We start from the raw sequence: 15,004 nt of genomic DNA, 5'->3' as shown, positions 1-15,004 counted from the left end.
AGAAGACATGGTTGATCAGCAGACGTTCAAAGTCGCGATGTCCCAGGTTGCCGCTGCAGTTGCCATTGTGACGACAGGGACGCAAGCATCGGCACACGGCACAACGGTCAGCGCATTCATGTCACTTTCTCTCGAACCACCGATGGTGCTGGTCTCGCTAGACCAGAAGTCATCGCTGCTCGCGAGGTTGGAGATCGGCTCACCGATCGGTATCAACGTGCTGTCCACCGAACAGAACGAGTTGGCGCGCAGGTTCGCTGACAAGCTCGAGGATCGTTTCGCGGGGGTGGATTGGCGCATTGCCGACGGCGCACCGAAACTTGCCGGCGACCACACCTGGATCGCCGGCAACGTTAGCCGCATCATCGAAGCAGGGGACCACTTCCTCGTCTTGGTTGACGTCACTGCCACCGAAGTTACCGCAAACTGCCCGCTGCTGTACTGGCAACGCGAGTTTGGCACCCACGGGCCAATCCAACCCGGAGAGGTACAGACCAAATCCATAGAGGGGTAGTGCGCTCGATCACGTTGGGTAATTGAGACAACCCAGGGATAAGCTGCCCGCCATGGATTCAGCTACCTCATTTGTCGAGGGATCGCTCAATGGCGTGATTTGGAGCCTCGTACCGTGGTTCCTCGTTGCTGCCGGCATCTACTTCGGCTTGCGCACATTATTCGTTCAAATCCGCATGTTCCCGGACATGCTCAAAGCCGTTGCAGAAACCCCGAAGGGCAAAGACCGCGAAGGTCGAGACCTCGATGAAGAGTACGGTGGCTTGTCGGCCTTCAAGGCTTTCACCATCTCTGCCGCCTCTCGTGTCGGCACCGGCAACATCGCCGGTGTCGCACTGGCAATCTCCATCGGTGGCCCGGGTGCCGTGTTCTGGATGTGGATGCTCGCCTTGCTCGGTGGTGCGACCGCATTCGTCGAATCCACGCTGGCCCAGCTGTGGAAAACCAAGGACAGCGACGGCAACTACCACGGCGGTCCGGCCTACTACATGACCCGGGGCCTCGGATGGAAGCCACTCGCGGTGCTGTTCTCTGCCTTCCTCGCCATCACTTACGGCTTTGTATACAACGCCATCCAAACCAACTCGATTGCTGAAGCGGTTTCCGGTTCGTTGGGCAACGACTCTGTCGCTGTGAAAACCATCGTGGCGGGTGTCGTCGCCGCACTCACCGCGCTCATCATCTTCGGTGGCGTTACCCGCATTGCATCTTGGACCCAGGTGATCGTTCCGTTCATGGCCGGTGCCTACATCTTGATTGGCCTCGCGGTGCTGGTGATCAATTGGCGCGAGATCCCAGGCATGTTCGAACTCATCGTTGGCCACGCTCTCGGCCTCAAGCAGGTTGCGGGCGCGACCGTTGGCGCAGCCTTCGCACACGGTATGCGTCGTGGTTTGTTCTCCAACGAGGCAGGCATGGGTTCGGCACCAAATGCTGCCGCGACTGCGACCGTGTCTCACCCCGTTAAGCAGGGACTTGTGCAGGCCCTCGGCGTGTACTTTGACACCCTGCTCGTGTGCTCCATCACCGCGTTTGTTGTGCTGCTCGGCCCCGCAATCACCTATGGCCGCGATGACATCCAGGGTGCCTCGCTGACGCAGTCTGCACTCGCCGATTCTGTCGGCGCCTGGGGCGCACACGCCATCACGTTCATCCTGTTCTTCCTGGCGTTTTCTTCCGTGATCGGTAACTACTACTTGGCGCAAGCTAATTTGCAGTACCTCACCGACTCCAAGTCCGCGTTGACCACGTTCCGCATTGTTGTTCTCGGCTTCGTCATCTTCGGTGCGTTCGGATCTGTGCCGCTCGTTTGGGCCCTCGGCGACACGATGGCCGGTCTTCTGGCGCTTTTCAACATCATCGCAATCGTTCCGCTCGGCGGGGTAGCGCTGAAGCTGCTGAAGAACTACAACGAACAGCGTCGCCGAGGAGAAGACCCTGTCTTCCACCGCGACATGCTGCCGGAAGTCAAGAACGTTGAGTTCTGGGACGGCTCCGACCCCGTCACCCGACGCAGCGCAGACGACCGCATCTAAGTTGTATTCTCGGGCGGTATGGCTGAGAAACGCATGACCGCCCACGTCCACGGCGAAGTCCAGGGGGTTGGGTTTCGCTGGTGGACACGCTCCCGCGCCCTCGAACTTGGGCTTGCGGGATACGCCAAGAACCTTGCAGATGGCCGCGTTGAAGTGGTTGCGGAGGGGGAGCAGGGTGGCGTCGAAAAGCTTGAAACGCTCTTGCGGGAAACACCCTCTGGTTCGGGGCGCCCTGGGCGCGTGAACCATGTGCAAGCCCAGTACAGCGCACCGAAGGGTGCGGTAGGGTTCGACGAACGCTAAAAGCCGCGCCCGAGCGGGTAATATTGCGCGAATGCACCTGAAATCGCTGACGCTCAAAGGATTTAAGTCTTTCGCGTCCGCGACAACCATGAAATTCGAACCGGGCATTTGCGCCGTCGTCGGGCCGAACGGCTCGGGAAAATCCAACGTCGTCGATGCACTCGCGTGGGTGATGGGCGAGCAAGGTGCGAAAAACCTGCGTGGCGGGAAGATGGAAGACGTCATCTTCGCCGGTGCCGGCGGGCGCAAACCACTCGGACGTGCCGAAGTCACGCTTACTTTCGACAACACCGACAAACGATTGCCCATCGACTACACCGATGTAGCAATCACTCGCCGCATGTTCCGCGACGGTGCGTCCGAATACGAAATCAACGGCTCCAAAGCACGTCTCATGGACATTCAGGAGCTGCTGTCCGACTCCGGTATCGGCCGCGAAATGCACATCATTGTCGGCCAGGGCAAACTCTCCGAAATCCTTGATTCGCGCCCTGAAGAACGTCGCGCGTTTATCGAAGAAGCCGCTGGTGTACTGAAGCACCGTCGTCGTAAAGAGAAGGCACAGCGCAAACTTGTCGGCATGCAGGCGAACCTGGATCGCCTCACCGACCTCACCGACGAACTGGGCAAGCAACTCAAACCGTTGGCGCGGCAGGCAGAAGCCGCGAAGCGTGGGGCGGCGGTGCAGGCCGAACTGCGCGACGCCAAACTCAAACTCGCAGGTGACCAAGTCGTGCGTTTGCGAGCGAAGCTTTCCGACGCCGCCCGCGCCGCCGAACTCCTCGAAGAACAGGTAGAAACCGTTACCGCGCAACTCGAGGAATACACCGAAGCGCAGGAGAGCATCGAAGCACAGCAGCAGGAAGTACAGCCCAAAGCACAAGAAGCACAGCAGGTGTGGTTTGCGCTATCGACGCTGGCGGAACGGGCGAGTGCTACGGAACGCATCGCATCGGAGCGTGCTCGGAGCCACAACGCCGATGTTGCCTATGCCGGGCAAGACCCGGAAGACCTCGAAGCACGGGCACGGATTGCCGACGAACGCTACGCGGAAGCCGTCGAAGCAGCCGAAGAAGCAGCAGAACAGCTGGAAACGGTACGAGAAGAAGTCGCGGAACGACAGGAAGCTTTCGATGAAGCTGAGCGCGAACACATGGCGCAGGTGCGTGCGATCGCGGACCGTCGCGAAGGCGTAGTGCGACTGCTTGCTCAAGAAGAATCGCAGGCGCAAGCGGTTGAAGCTGCTGAGGAGGAGATTCGGCGTTTCGACGAGACGCTTCAAGAAACCCGTGAACGTGCACGCCAAGCTGACGCTGAGGTTGTGTCCGTTGAGGAACGCATCGCGGCGTTTCAGGCGGAACGCGCTCCACTCGACGCCGCATTCGCCCGCGCCCACACCGAATCTGACGCTGCAGAGAAGCGCCTAGAGCAACTTCGTGCTGAGCAGCGCGAACACGAACGCAACGTAGCAACGCTTGAATCGCGCATTGCAACGCTGTCTGAGCAGACGCCGAAAATGGATGCCGCCGAATTGCTCGACGGTTTCTCACCGCTAGCGGGTTTGCTGACTACAGAGGCAGGTTTGGAAACAGCGCTTGCGGCGGCCCTCGGCGACTATGCCGAAGCGCTCGCAGGTGATGTGTCCGACGAGACCGTGTCGCGGTTGGGGAATGCGAGTCGTACGGTGGTCGTCGATAAGCGAGGCGGCTCCACATGGCGCCTGGAGACCGACGTTGAGGTGGACTGGCTGCTCGACCACGTCACGCTGGACGATGCAGTGGCTGGTCCGGTGACACGTTTGCTCGCTGACACTGTGGTCGCAAAAAATGTTGAGCTGGCTCGTGCCGTCGTCGAACAAGACCCGAGATTACGAGCCGTCACACACGACGGCGTACTTGTCGGCGAAGGCTGGATCGCAGCCGGCTCCGGGCATACAACCACGGTTGAAGTCTCCGCCCGCATCGAGGCTGCTCGCGTGGAACTTGAAACGGCCCGCCAACAACTCAGCGAACTCGCAGGCACGTTTGAAGGTGCGAAGGTTGCGGCGGAAGAAGCCCGAGTCAACGCCGCGTCGGCGCGTGCGTCTCTTCGAGAACACGACACCGAACTCGAAGCCTGGCGACGCGATCGCACCCGCTTGGTCAAGCAAGCTGAAGCGAACAAGTCGGAGCACGAACGAGCTGCGCAGCGCGCCAACGAAGCTGACGCACGGCTTGCGCAACGCCGCACCGAACTGGAAGAAACTCGCGACCGCCTCACCCGAGTGGACACGGACGTATCCGCCTCACCCGAGGAGCCGTCATCTGCCGAACGCGACGCTGCCCGAAACGCGCTAAACCACATCAAATCCATGGAAATGGAGGCCGTTCTCGCCGCGCGTACTGCACAACAGCGGGCAGAGGCGGAAGTGGGCAAGGGAGACGCGCTACGCCGCCAAGCCGAGCAAGAACGTCAGGCGAAAGCCCGCCATGACGCTGCGATGGCAAGGCGTCGAGCAGAGGCAGAGCTAGCGGGGGTCGTCGAGAAGCACGCGCGCGACCTTGCCGCCCGAATCGAGGACGCGTTGGCACGCGCGACGGCGCAACGCGATGAGCTCTCCGCCCAGACGGCGAGCCTGCAGGGACAGTTGCAGCAAGCTCGTCAGCAGGTCAATGCCACGCGCCAACAATTGTCTCGATTGACCGACAACGCACACGCATCCGATATTGCCCGCTCGCAAGCACAGGTGCGTATCGACGAAGCCGAAGCCAACATCACCTCCACCCTGGGCATCGCCGTAGCCGATCTGCTTGATGGGTACACCCCAGGTGAGGACTTTGACCGCGAAGCAGAAGAGAAACGTCTCAAGCGGGCAGAAAAGGATCTGCGCGCGCTGGGTAAGGTCAACCCGCTGGCCTTGGAGGAATACAAGGCGTTGGAGGAGCGGTATTCGTTTCTTTCTACGCAGCTTGATGATGTTATTCAGGCGCGCAAAGACCTCACTGGTGTGATCGAGGACGTTGACGCACAGATCTTGCAGTTGTTCACCGATGCCTGGACGGATGTGGAGGCCGAGTTCCCGCGAGTGTTCCAGACGCTCTTCCCGGGTGGTGAGGCGCGCTTGGTGCTCACCGAGCCAGACGACATGTTGGCCACCGGCATTGAAATTGAGGCCCGGCCACCGGGGAAGCGTGTCAAGCGGCTTTCGCTGCTTTCCGGTGGTGAAAAATCGCTGACAGCCTTGGCGTTTCTGGTCGCTATCTTCCGTGCGCGTCCAAGTCCGTTTTATGTGCTCGACGAAGTTGAGGCGGCGCTCGACGACGTCAACCTGCGCCGGCTCATTGCCCTTCTGGAGGAACTCCGTCAGGATTCGCAGCTCATTGTGATCACGCACCAGAAACCAACGATGGATGTTGCGAACGTGCTTTATGGCGTGACTATGCGTGGCGATGGCGTCACTCGAGTGCTGTCTCAACGCATGCAACCTGCCGGTGCAGCGCCTGGGGTGTAGCATCTGGGGCGTAGCACAGCGCAAGATGGCTACCCGGTGTCCGGTGCGAACAGGGGTGGATCTGTTCCCGGTAGTTCTTGGTCGTCGAAACTTGGGTGTTTGTCCCGAATTTTTCGTTTATGCCGCTGACCGGGTGACTGTTCGAACTGCCATGTGCTGGTCGTGGTCGGTGGCCCGCCGTCGGCTGGATGGTGGGTGATGTCCCAGGTGTCGGGGTCTTTTTCGAAGTGTCCCTTACCACCGGCTCCGTCTCTGTTGTCGTTGTTGCATCTGTGGTGTTCGCGACATAGCAGTATCAGGTTATTGAGGTCAGTGACACCTCCGTGGAGGTAGGACTGCAGGTGGTGGGCTTCGAGTTCGACGCCAGGTTTGGTGCACCCGTTCCAGGCGCAGACACCTTGGGTAGCGAGTAGGACGAGGCGCTGTTCAATCGACGCGAGGCGGGCGCGTCCGAGTGATAGTGGCACACCGGTTGCAGAGTCGAGTTGGAGAGCAAAAGTGTCTCCTGCTAAGCCCAGGTGAAGAATGTCGAGGGCAGTGAGATCCACACTGGTATTGGTGGAAAAGCGTGTTTGCCAATCAGCACCGACCAGATCTTCCAGGGTCAGTGTCACCACAACGGTTCCGATGCCGCGGTCGCGCGTGATACGTGCCTGGGAGTAGTTATCCAGGATGTGCATGAGTTGGTCGAAGCGGCGTTGTTGTTTCGTGCGGGTGTCTTTGGAGCCGTCGGGTAGGTGAGAGCCAGGGGCTTCTCCGGCGGCGAGGGCTGCTTCGAATTTTGCGCGTGATGCGGCGTCGAGGTAGAGCCGGGCGTAGGAGCCGCCGTCTGCATCGGTGGGTCCGAAGGAGATGCCTCGTTTTTTAAACGCGGCTAGGGGGTCCTTTTTCTTTTCGTAGTCCAGCCCCGCGCGGTTGGCTTTGCGGACGAGGTCGGTGACGAACTTCCGGAGCTCTTCGGGGGTCATGCGTGCTGCGGCTTCCATGGCTTGGGAGTAGCACTCGAGGTAGCCCGGGTTGGCGTGTTCGTTGAGGTCCTTGAGCGCGTTGGAGATAATGCGCTTCTTTTCTTCGGAGGCTTTCTTTTCTCGTGCAGCCTTGCGGGCGCGTTCCTGGGCTTTCTTTTCTTGTTCTTTGCGTCGTTGTGCTTCTTCTTCTGCGGCGCGCTTTTCCTCTTCGGTTTGTTCCGGGTTAGTTGGTGGGGCTGGGATATCGGGCTCGCCGAAGAGGCGCTTGCCGTGGTTGAGGAGGTCGAACGCCTGAGCACGGGAGAGGCCGAGGCGTTGCGTGAGGTATTCCACGGGATGGTTGGCGCCGACCAGGGATCCGGCGTTGTCCCTTGTGCAGAGATGTGCGAAGGCGGCGTTGACGTTTCCGAGCAGTGGCAATGAGCCGTGTAGCCGCTCTATTGCTTGGTGGGTGCCGAGGAGGTGGAGGGAGTCGGGTTCCATCATGAGGTTGGATAGCGCTTCTAGTCCAGCGGTGATCTGGTTGACGTGTTGGTCGATGATGGTTGTCATGGGTCCCCCTCTCGGCTACGTGTGCTGCTAACTGAGTTGAAAATGAAGCTACAGACCAGGCCGACACGATCGCCACGCATTCGAACACCCGTTCGTATGGATGGGCCTGACCTGCAGCGTTGATTCGTCGATAAGCAATGTGTCTATTGCTGTTCCACCTTGTGTCGTGGCGGCTGGCACACTAGAACGCATGAATACCACTGAGTTGATGAACTCCCCGGCCCTTTGGGTGGCGGTTGCGGTCGTCGTTGCCGTGCTGATCATCGTGGGCATCGTCGTTGCGGGGAAGAAGCGCAAGGAGTCGAAGACCGTTTCGTTTGAGAAGCCGGAGGAGCCGAAGGAGCTCACTCAGCAGGAGAAATCCGGCAATTATCAGGCGAAGGGCGGTTTCAATTTCGCACCGGCGGATGCTCAGCCGAAGCAGCCGGAGCCGATTCGTCGTGACCAGCCGGTTCTGCCGGTAGTCGAGCCTGAAAAGGCCGAGCAGGAGCCGAAGACTGTTATCGAGAAAGCAGTTGCGCCTGATGAAGAGCCATTGCTTGTCGACGACACCACCAGCACGGAGGTAGATCAGCCAGAGCCGTCCGAGCGGCCTGTGGAGGAGCCTGTCGTTGAAGAATGTGCCGTGCCAGAACCGGAGCCGGCACCAGAACCTGAGCCGGTAGCAGAGCCGAAGCCAGCTCCAGAGCCGGTGGAGGAACCCGTCGCAGAGTCGGCGCCAGCTCCAGAACCGGAGCCGGAACCTGCTGTCGATGAGGCAGAAACCCCTGAGGCCGAATCGGAAACGCCCGATGCGCCAGCCACACCAGACACGGCGGAGGCAGAGGAGGCTGCTGCGGCTGCTGTAGTGGCTCAAGAGGGTGCTGAAGAGGCGCTCCAGGATGGCGCTGAGGTTTCCGATGAGGCTGTCGTTGTTGAGGCCCCCGCGAGCGAACCGATCGATGACATCGCTCCAGCAGCAGGTCGCATGGGCAAGCTTCGTGGCCGCCTTTCCCGTTCTCAGAACGCCATCGGCCAGGGTCTGCTTGGCATTCTTTCCGCTGGCGATCTGGACGAGGACGCGTGGGAGGAGATTGAAGACACGCTGATCTTGGCCGATATCGGTGCGGGTCTGACGATGAAGATCACGGACAACCTGCGCGAGAAGATCGCTGAGCGTGGTGTGGAAAACGAAGCGCAGGCTCGTGGGATGCTGCGCGAAACTCTGATTGAGGCTGCCCGTCCGGAGCTCGACCGTTCGATTAAGGCGATGCCGAATGACGGCAAACCGGCCGTGATCTTGGTTGTCGGTGTCAACGGCACCGGTAAGACGACGACTACCGGCAAGCTTGCTCGTGTGCTCGTGTCTATGGGGCACTCGGTGGTGCTTGGTGCTGCGGATACGTTCCGCGCGGCGGCTGCGGACCAGTTGGAGACCTGGGGCAAGCGCGTCGGCGCTTCCACGGTTCGTGGCAAGGAGGGTGCGGACCCGGCTTCGGTGGCCTTCGATGCTGTGGCAACTGGTGTTGACGAGGGTGCTGATGTGGTGCTCGTCGATACGGCGGGCCGCCTGCACACCTCCACGGGTCTGATGGATCAGCTGGGCAAGGTCAAGCGCGTCGTGGAGAAGAAGAGCAACGTCGATGAGGTGTTGCTGGTGCTCGACGCGACGGTGGGGCAGAACGGCATTGCGCAGGCGCGTGTCTTCCGTGAGGTTGTTGACATCACGGGTGTGGTGCTGACCAAGCTCGACGGCACCGCCAAGGGCGGTATCGTTTTCCAGGTTCAGGAGGAACTTGGTGTGCCGGTAAAGCTGGTTGGTCTTGGTGAGGGCGCGGACGATCTTGCGCCGTTTGAGGTTGAGAGTTTCGTCGACGCTCTTCTCGGCTAAGCGCTTGCTTGTCGACGACCCCGCGCCCCCGGTGATGTGCCCATCACCCGGGGCGCGCGCTAGTCTTGTGGGGATTCTTTTCCGCTAGAAGCAAAAGGGAGCGTGCACACCGTGTTCGAGTCACTGTCCGACCGCCTCCAATCAGCCCTGGGTGGTCTGCGAGGCAAGGGCAAGCTCACCGAGGAGGATATTAACGCCACGGCTCGCGAGATTCGTATCGCGTTGCTGGAGGCGGACGTGTCGCTTCCGGTTGTGCGTGCGTTTATTAAGCGCGTCAAGGAGCGTGCCCTCGGTGCCGATGTTTCGGCAGCGCTGAATCCGGCGCAGCAGGTCATCAAGATTGTTGATGAGGAACTGACAAACATTCTCGGCGGTGAGACTCGCCGGTTGAATTTGGCGAAGAACCCGCCGACCGTGATTATGCTCGCCGGTCTGCAAGGTGCTGGTAAGACCACCCTGGCAGGTAAGTTGGCTAAGCACTTGGCTAAGCAGGGCCACACCCCGATGTTGGTGGCGTGTGACTTGCAGCGTCCGGGTGCGGTGCAGCAGCTTCAGATTGTTGGTGAGCGCGCTGGTGTGCCGACGTTTGCCCCGGATCCGGGTACGTCCATCGACTCGTATGAGCACGAGATGGGCACCTCGCACGGTGATCCGGTTGCGGTGGCGCAGCAGGGTATTGAGCACGCCAAGCAGAACAAAAACGATGTGGTCATCATCGATACTGCGGGCCGCCTCGGTATCGATGAGACCCTGATGACTCAGGCCCGCAACATCCGTGATGCAGTGAATCCGGATGAGGTCATTTTCGTTATTGATGCGATGATCGGTCAGGATGCGGTGTCTACCGCCGAGGCGTTCGCTGCTGGCGTCGACTTCACTGGTGTTGCACTGACCAAACTTGATGGCGACGCCCGTGGCGGTGCCGCGCTGTCCATCCGTGAGGTCACGGGCAAGCCGATTCTGTTTGCGTCGTCTGGCGAGAAGCTCGACGACTTCGACGTGTTCCACCCGGACCGCATGTCCAGCCGTATTCTCGGCATGGGTGATCTGCTGTCGCTGATTGAGCAGGCTGAGCAGACTTATAACGAGCAGGACGCTGAGGCAGCCGCAACCAAGTTGGCTTCCGGCGAACTCACACTGGAGGACTTCCTCGACCAGTTGCTCATGATTCGTCGCATGGGGCCGATTGGCAACCTGCTCAAGATGATGCCTGGCGGCAAGCAGATGAACCAGATGGCGGACATGGTCGACGAGAAGCAGCTCGACCGTATCCAGGCCATCATTCGCGGTATGACTCCTCAGGAGCGCCAGGATCCGAAGATTTTGAACGCATCGCGCCGCAAGCGCATCGCTAACGGTTCCGGTGTGAAGGTCTCGGATGTGAACCAGTTGGTGGAGCGCTTCTTCGAGGCGAAGAAGATGATGGGGCAGATGGCCAGCCAGTTCGGCTTGCCGGGTATGCCTGGCATGGGCCGAAGCGCTACCAAGAAGAAGCCGAAGGGGCGCCGGGGCAAGAACGGCAAGCGCAAGCCGGTGAAGCGCGGTGGAAATCAGGGCATGCCGAAGATGCCAGGGATGCCAGGAATGCCAGGAATGCCGGGCATGGGTGGCGGTATGCCGGATATGAAGGATTTGGAAAAGTTGCAGAGCCAGCTTCCTGCGGGCATGCAGGGCATGGATCTCAACAACCTCGATTTCAACGAGGCGATGAAGCGTATGCAGAAGGGGAAGTTCTTCTAGCGCGCAGCGCGCCGCAGCGCGAACGCTTCACAGATCAAAGGGGGGAGAGGCCAGCACTTTAGAGGGTGTTGGCCTCTTCGCCATCTTGGGCAGAGTCGGTGGCGGTTTCGGGGGCCAGCGTGGTGTCGTCGATAAGCCCAAGCTTGTTGAAGATCGGGGTGAGCTCTTCCCACATCAATGGGGCGAGCGATTCGGCGTACGCGTTGGAGATGTGATTCTGGTCGCGGTAGATGTAAATGTTGCCGATCTGTGGCGGGCAGATGCCGTCGATGCAGTACCAGCTGGCGGTGTCGATTTCCCACTGGTTGTAGCCGCCGTCGAGGAAGTACTTCGCAGGGTCTTCAGGGGAGTAGACCACGTGTGCGTCCATGGAGCAGTCGGCTTCGGAGTATCCGGCTACGAGGCACAGGTTGGGGTCCATTGGGTCGCCGTCGGGGTCGAACATCCATGGGTTGTCGCGCAGGCCGACGAATGGGATGCCGTATTCAGCGAGGCGTTGCCAGAAGTTTGCGTATGCGTCAGGCACGTAGTCCTGAGAGGCGATGCCACCGCCTGCGTGACCTGCGGGGCGTGTGGAGGTGGAGATCACCATGGCAGGGTTGAGTTCGACGAGTTCTGCGAACGCGTTCTCGCCCCATTCTGCGCATTCTGGCGAGACAATGTCGGCGTTGGCGGGGTCCCAGGGGCCTCCGACGACGAGTGGGCATTCTTGGCGCACGAATGTTGCAACTTTGAAGCCGTGGCGTTTGCCAAGGATGTCCAGTGGGATGCCGAATGGTTCGATGTGGGAGCCGCCGACCAGTGCGATGGTGGTGTCGGCTTCCAGGTCACCGTATACGCAGTGAGGTCCCGGCATGATGTCTGGGCCTTCGGGGAGGAAGACCATGCAGTTGTCCAGCCCGATTGGTGGGTAGATGCCTGCAACCAGGTTCGGGTCTGGTCGGGCTTCGACGTCGGGGACTTCGGCGCCGGCGAGTGCGAGTGCGCCTGGGTAGATGGCGGGGTCGAGGGGTTTGTCGGCGTCGTCGATACGATCGTTCCAGATTGGCTGGATGGCAAGTGCTGCGGCAAACAAAGCGGCGGTGAGCACACCACCCGTTGCGCGGAATTTTCCGGGCCACGTGCGTAGCGACGACCCCGCGTCGCGCACCGGCGTATCCATGGCACGCGGGCGCGCACGATGCTGGCGTAGTGGATCTTCCACCAGCATGTGGGTGATGTGTGCGAGGGCGAGGGACACGGCGATGACACATGCGCCGAGCCATGCTGGGGGAACGGCGTATCCGCCGAGGGCGGTGACGATGATCAAAAGCGGCCAGTGCCAAAGGTAGAGCGAGTAAGCGATCTTGCCCAGCCAGGTCATGGGTGCAGATGCCAGCACGCCGGAGACAGCGTTGCTGTTGCCTGACAGGATGACCAGTGCGGCACCGGTCAGTGGCAGCAGTGTGAGGGGGGCGGGGAATGCGAGCGACGTTGGGATAACGATGCCGGTGATGGTGATCATTGCGACGCCGAGTAGCGCAGTGAACCAGGCGAAACGCTGTGGGAAGAATCGCTCGGCTGGTACGAAGGCGAGCAGTGCGCCGAGGGAGAGTTCCCATGCGCGAGAGAACGTGGAGTAGTAGTTGGCGCCGGTGCCGACGAAACCGAAGCGGGAGGCCCAGGCGAAGGAGGCGATAGTGATGAGCGCCAGCACCCCGATAGCTACGCGCCGTGCCCAGACAGGGTTGGCTTTGAGCTTCGATACTGCAACAGCCAATAGGGTGCCCATGAGGATGCCGAAGATGTAGAACTGGCCCTGGACCGACATTGACCACAGGTGCTGTAGCGGGGATGTTTCCTGGCTTGCTGCAGCGTAGTCGGCATTTTGGGCGATGAGTTCCCAGTTTTGGTAGTACAGCATCGACGCTGTGACTTGGCTCGCGAGCTGCTGGCTCATCAGTTCTGGCGTAAACGCGAGAACGAGAAGGACAACGCTAACGATGACAAGTGCGAGCGCCGGTACGAGTCGGCGGATGGTGCGCCACAGAGGCCACCACGGGTTCAGGTTTGGGTTCGGACGCAGGGCGTATCGCAGTTGCCCGCCAAGGAAAAAGTAACCGGACAGCAGCAGGAAGACGTCGACGCCACCAGAGACACGTCCGACGAAGACGTGGAACAGGACGACGAGTGCGATGGCGTATCCACGCAGCCCATCGAGGTCGACGCGGTATGCGGTCGAGCCTTTTGTCGACTGTGCCGATTGTCCTGCCATCGTGTCCAACCTTGTCAACTACTTCTATTTCGTTACAGGCGACGTGTATTGCAGCTGGCAATGCGCGTCGCAATCGGTAAAGACCATACAGTCTGAACTTTGCATGACCGAACCAGCCACACCGGGGCATTGCAAGGCATTGCCGTGTGGGAGTTTGGTGTCTTGGGGTTTTAGCCCGTAAGGTGTCAAAGGTTGTCTGACGTCATTGTTGGCGTTTGGCACGACAAGTCTATAACTGCGTACGCGCCGGATCCGTCTGGATCCTTCCCAGGTTGCCTGGGAGGGGATGGTCGACCGGCCAGGCACGCGCAGGGTAAATAAGAAGGGTTGAACCGGCTCGTCGAGAAGCGGCGGGTGTCTGCACTGCCCAGTGACCTAAAGGAAGTACACCATGGCTGTCAAGATCAAGCTGCAGCGCGTTGGCAAGATCCGCAACGCTCAGTACCGTGTCGTCATCGCTGATGCTCGCACCCGTCGTGACGGTGCTGTCATCGAGAACATCGGCATCTACCACCCGAAGGAAGAGCCGTCGCTCATCCGCATCGATTCCGAGCGCGCTCAGTACTGGCTGGGTGTCGGCGCACAGCCGACCGAGCCGGTGCTCGCGCTGCTGAAGGTGACCGGCGACTGGCAGAAGCACAAGGGCCTCGACGGTGCTGAGGGCACCCTCAAGGTTGCTGAGGAGAAGCCGTCCAAGCTCGACCTGTTCAACCAGGCTCTGGAAGAGGCTAAGAACGGCCCGACCGCTGAGGCGATCACCGAGAAGCGCAAGAAGGCTAAGGAAGACGCTGAGGCTAAGGCAGCTGCTGAGGCTGCAGCTGCCGCAGAGGCCGAGGCTGCAGAGGCTGAGGGCGAGGCTGCAGAGGCTGAGTCTGAGGAGGCTCCGGCCGAGGAGGCATAAGCCTTTCGCTTATCGACGACACCCCGCACCGCACACATTTCGTGCCGGTGCGGGGTTTTTCGTGCTGCGACTTTGTAAAACTTGCGTACGGTTGGGCATGCAGACATTTCCTAATCGAAAGGGGAGCGGATCATGGCTCGTACGTTTTTGGTGACTGGTGGCGCGGGCGGCATTGGCAAGGCCACTGCGGAGTTGCTTACCTCTCGCGGTCACAAGGTGATTACTGCCGATATTGCGAATGCGGATATCAATGCGGATCTGACCACCGCAGAGGGCCGTCAGGCGCTTGTCGAGGAGGCCACCAAACTTTCTGATGGCAAGCTCGATGGCGTCATTGCGAATGCCGGTATGCAGGCGCCGACCCCGAAGACCGCACAGGTGAATTACTTCGGTGCGGTTGCGACGCTTGAGGGGCTTCGTCCGCTGCTGGAGAAGTCGGATGCGCCGCGCGCTGTGGTGACGGCGTCGATCGCATCACTGCAGCCGGCGGATGACCAGTTGATTGAAGCGATGCTTGCTGGTGATGAGGAAGCCACCGTCAAGCGTGGTCAGGAACTTGCTGACCAGGGCCCCGAGGTTGCATACCTTAACTACTCGTCCTCTAAGCAGGCCATTGCTCGTTGGGTGCGCAAGAACGCGATCTCCGAGGAGTGGGCTGGCAAGGGCATTGCGCTCAACGCTATTGCGCCGGCCGTCGTGATTTCCCCGATGACTGAAGAGCTGCGCAACACCGACGAGGGTCGTGCACAGTTGGCGCAGGTGCCGATGCCGCTGAACGGTTGGATGCCGGCAGAGGCCGCGGCCAGTTTATTGCATGGCTGACCAGTGAGGAGAATACCCACCTGTGCGGCCAGGTTGTCTTTATCGACGGCGGCTTC

At 60.4% G+C, this 15,004-nt stretch carries 10 protein-coding genes; 8 read left to right on the top strand and 2 right to left on the bottom strand.

Going from position 1 to position 15,004, the window contains the following annotated elements:
- Window positions 1–7 precede the first annotated feature (7 nt).
- Genes HMPREF2736_RS05690 through smc form a run of 4 tightly spaced genes read left to right on the top strand, consistent with a single transcriptional unit; the run spans window position 8 to window position 5,841 of the window.
- Window positions 8–514 (top strand): flavin reductase family protein, encoded by a 507-nt coding sequence (locus tag HMPREF2736_RS05690; protein WP_070422244.1) that lies wholly within the window; start codon window positions 8–10, stop codon window positions 512–514.
- 52 nt (window positions 515–566) lie between these two features.
- Window positions 567–2,048 carry an alanine/glycine:cation symporter family protein gene (locus HMPREF2736_RS05685; RefSeq protein WP_070570032.1) on the top strand — a complete coding sequence of 494 codons (1,482 nt, stop codon included), beginning with the start codon at window positions 567–569 and terminating at the stop codon, window positions 2,046–2,048.
- An 18-nt stretch (window positions 2,049–2,066) separates the two neighbouring features.
- Window positions 2,067–2,351: an acylphosphatase gene (locus HMPREF2736_RS05680; RefSeq protein WP_070829065.1), complete on the top strand. Its 285-nt coding sequence runs from the start codon at window positions 2,067–2,069 to the stop codon at window positions 2,349–2,351.
- Window positions 2,352–2,382: 31 nt separating this feature from the next.
- Entirely contained in the window at window positions 2,383–5,841 is a 3,459-nt protein-coding gene (gene smc / locus HMPREF2736_RS05675; RefSeq protein ID WP_070829064.1) for a chromosome segregation protein SMC, read from the top strand.
- Between the two features lie 29 nt (window positions 5,842–5,870).
- Here the strand turns inward: smc and HMPREF2736_RS05670 are convergent, their stop codons facing one another.
- Complete coding sequence (locus HMPREF2736_RS05670; RefSeq protein WP_070422248.1) at window positions 5,871–7,361, bottom strand: HNH endonuclease signature motif containing protein; 1,491 nt, start codon at window positions 7,359–7,361, stop codon at window positions 5,871–5,873.
- Window positions 7,362–7,551: 190 nt separating this feature from the next.
- Here HMPREF2736_RS05670 and ftsY point away from each other — a divergent pair, with 190 nt between their 5' ends.
- Together ftsY and ffh are read left to right on the top strand one after the other, a co-directional pair.
- Window positions 7,552–9,231, top strand: coding sequence for a signal recognition particle-docking protein FtsY (gene ftsY / locus HMPREF2736_RS05665; protein WP_246822064.1), 1,680 nt, complete (start codon window positions 7,552–7,554; stop codon window positions 9,229–9,231).
- 111 nt (window positions 9,232–9,342) lie between these two features.
- On the top strand, window positions 9,343–10,971 hold the full coding sequence (gene ffh / locus HMPREF2736_RS05660; protein ID WP_070422388.1) for a signal recognition particle protein: 1,629 nt from the start codon (window positions 9,343–9,345) through the stop codon (window positions 10,969–10,971).
- A 58-nt stretch (window positions 10,972–11,029) separates the two neighbouring features.
- Here the strand turns inward: ffh and HMPREF2736_RS05655 are convergent, their stop codons facing one another.
- Window positions 11,030–13,225 carry an acyltransferase family protein gene (locus tag HMPREF2736_RS05655; protein ID WP_070829063.1) on the bottom strand — a complete coding sequence of 732 codons (2,196 nt, stop codon included), beginning with the start codon at window positions 13,223–13,225 and terminating at the stop codon, window positions 11,030–11,032.
- Window positions 13,226–13,616: 391 nt separating this feature from the next.
- On the opposite strand from HMPREF2736_RS05655, the gene rpsP reads away from it, so the two are divergent.
- Entirely contained in the window at window positions 13,617–14,126 is a 510-nt protein-coding gene (rpsP, locus tag HMPREF2736_RS05650; protein WP_070483912.1) for a 30S ribosomal protein S16, read from the top strand.
- Between the two features lie 132 nt (window positions 14,127–14,258).
- On the top strand, window positions 14,259–14,948 hold the full coding sequence (locus tag HMPREF2736_RS05645; protein ID WP_246822062.1) for an SDR family NAD(P)-dependent oxidoreductase: 690 nt from the start codon (window positions 14,259–14,261) through the stop codon (window positions 14,946–14,948).
- Window positions 14,949–15,004 lie beyond the last annotated feature (56 nt).

Source organism: Corynebacterium sp. HMSC036E10 (genome assembly GCF_001836265.1).
In the GTDB taxonomy this organism is placed as follows: Bacteria; Actinomycetota; Actinomycetes; order Mycobacteriales; family Mycobacteriaceae; genus Corynebacterium; species Corynebacterium coyleae.
Note: the sequence above shows the minus strand (reverse complement) of the source record. Positions and strands in the feature narration are given on the sequence as shown.

Excerpts from the sequence above, each read along its gene's own strand:
- ftsY (WP_246822064.1), top strand. The coding sequence starts at position 7,552 with ATGAATACCACTGAGTTGATGAACTCCCCGGCCCTTTGGGTGGCGGTT.
- smc (WP_070829064.1), top strand. The coding sequence starts at position 2,383 with ATGCACCTGAAATCGCTGACGCTCAAAGGATTTAAGTCTTTCGCGTCC.
- HMPREF2736_RS05685 (WP_070570032.1), top strand. The coding sequence starts at position 567 with ATGGATTCAGCTACCTCATTTGTCGAGGGATCGCTCAATGGCGTGATT.
- HMPREF2736_RS05680 (WP_070829065.1), top strand. The coding sequence starts at position 2,067 with ATGGCTGAGAAACGCATGACCGCCCACGTCCACGGCGAAGTCCAGGGG.
- HMPREF2736_RS05655 (WP_070829063.1), bottom strand. The coding sequence starts at position 13,225 with ATGGCAGGACAATCGGCACAGTCGACAAAAGGCTCGACCGCATACCGC.
- HMPREF2736_RS05690 (WP_070422244.1), top strand. The coding sequence starts at position 8 with ATGGTTGATCAGCAGACGTTCAAAGTCGCGATGTCCCAGGTTGCCGCT.
- HMPREF2736_RS05670 (WP_070422248.1), bottom strand. The coding sequence starts at position 7,361 with ATGACAACCATCATCGACCAACACGTCAACCAGATCACCGCTGGACTA.
- rpsP (WP_070483912.1), top strand. The coding sequence starts at position 13,617 with ATGGCTGTCAAGATCAAGCTGCAGCGCGTTGGCAAGATCCGCAACGCT.
- HMPREF2736_RS05645 (WP_246822062.1), top strand. The coding sequence starts at position 14,259 with ATGGCTCGTACGTTTTTGGTGACTGGTGGCGCGGGCGGCATTGGCAAG.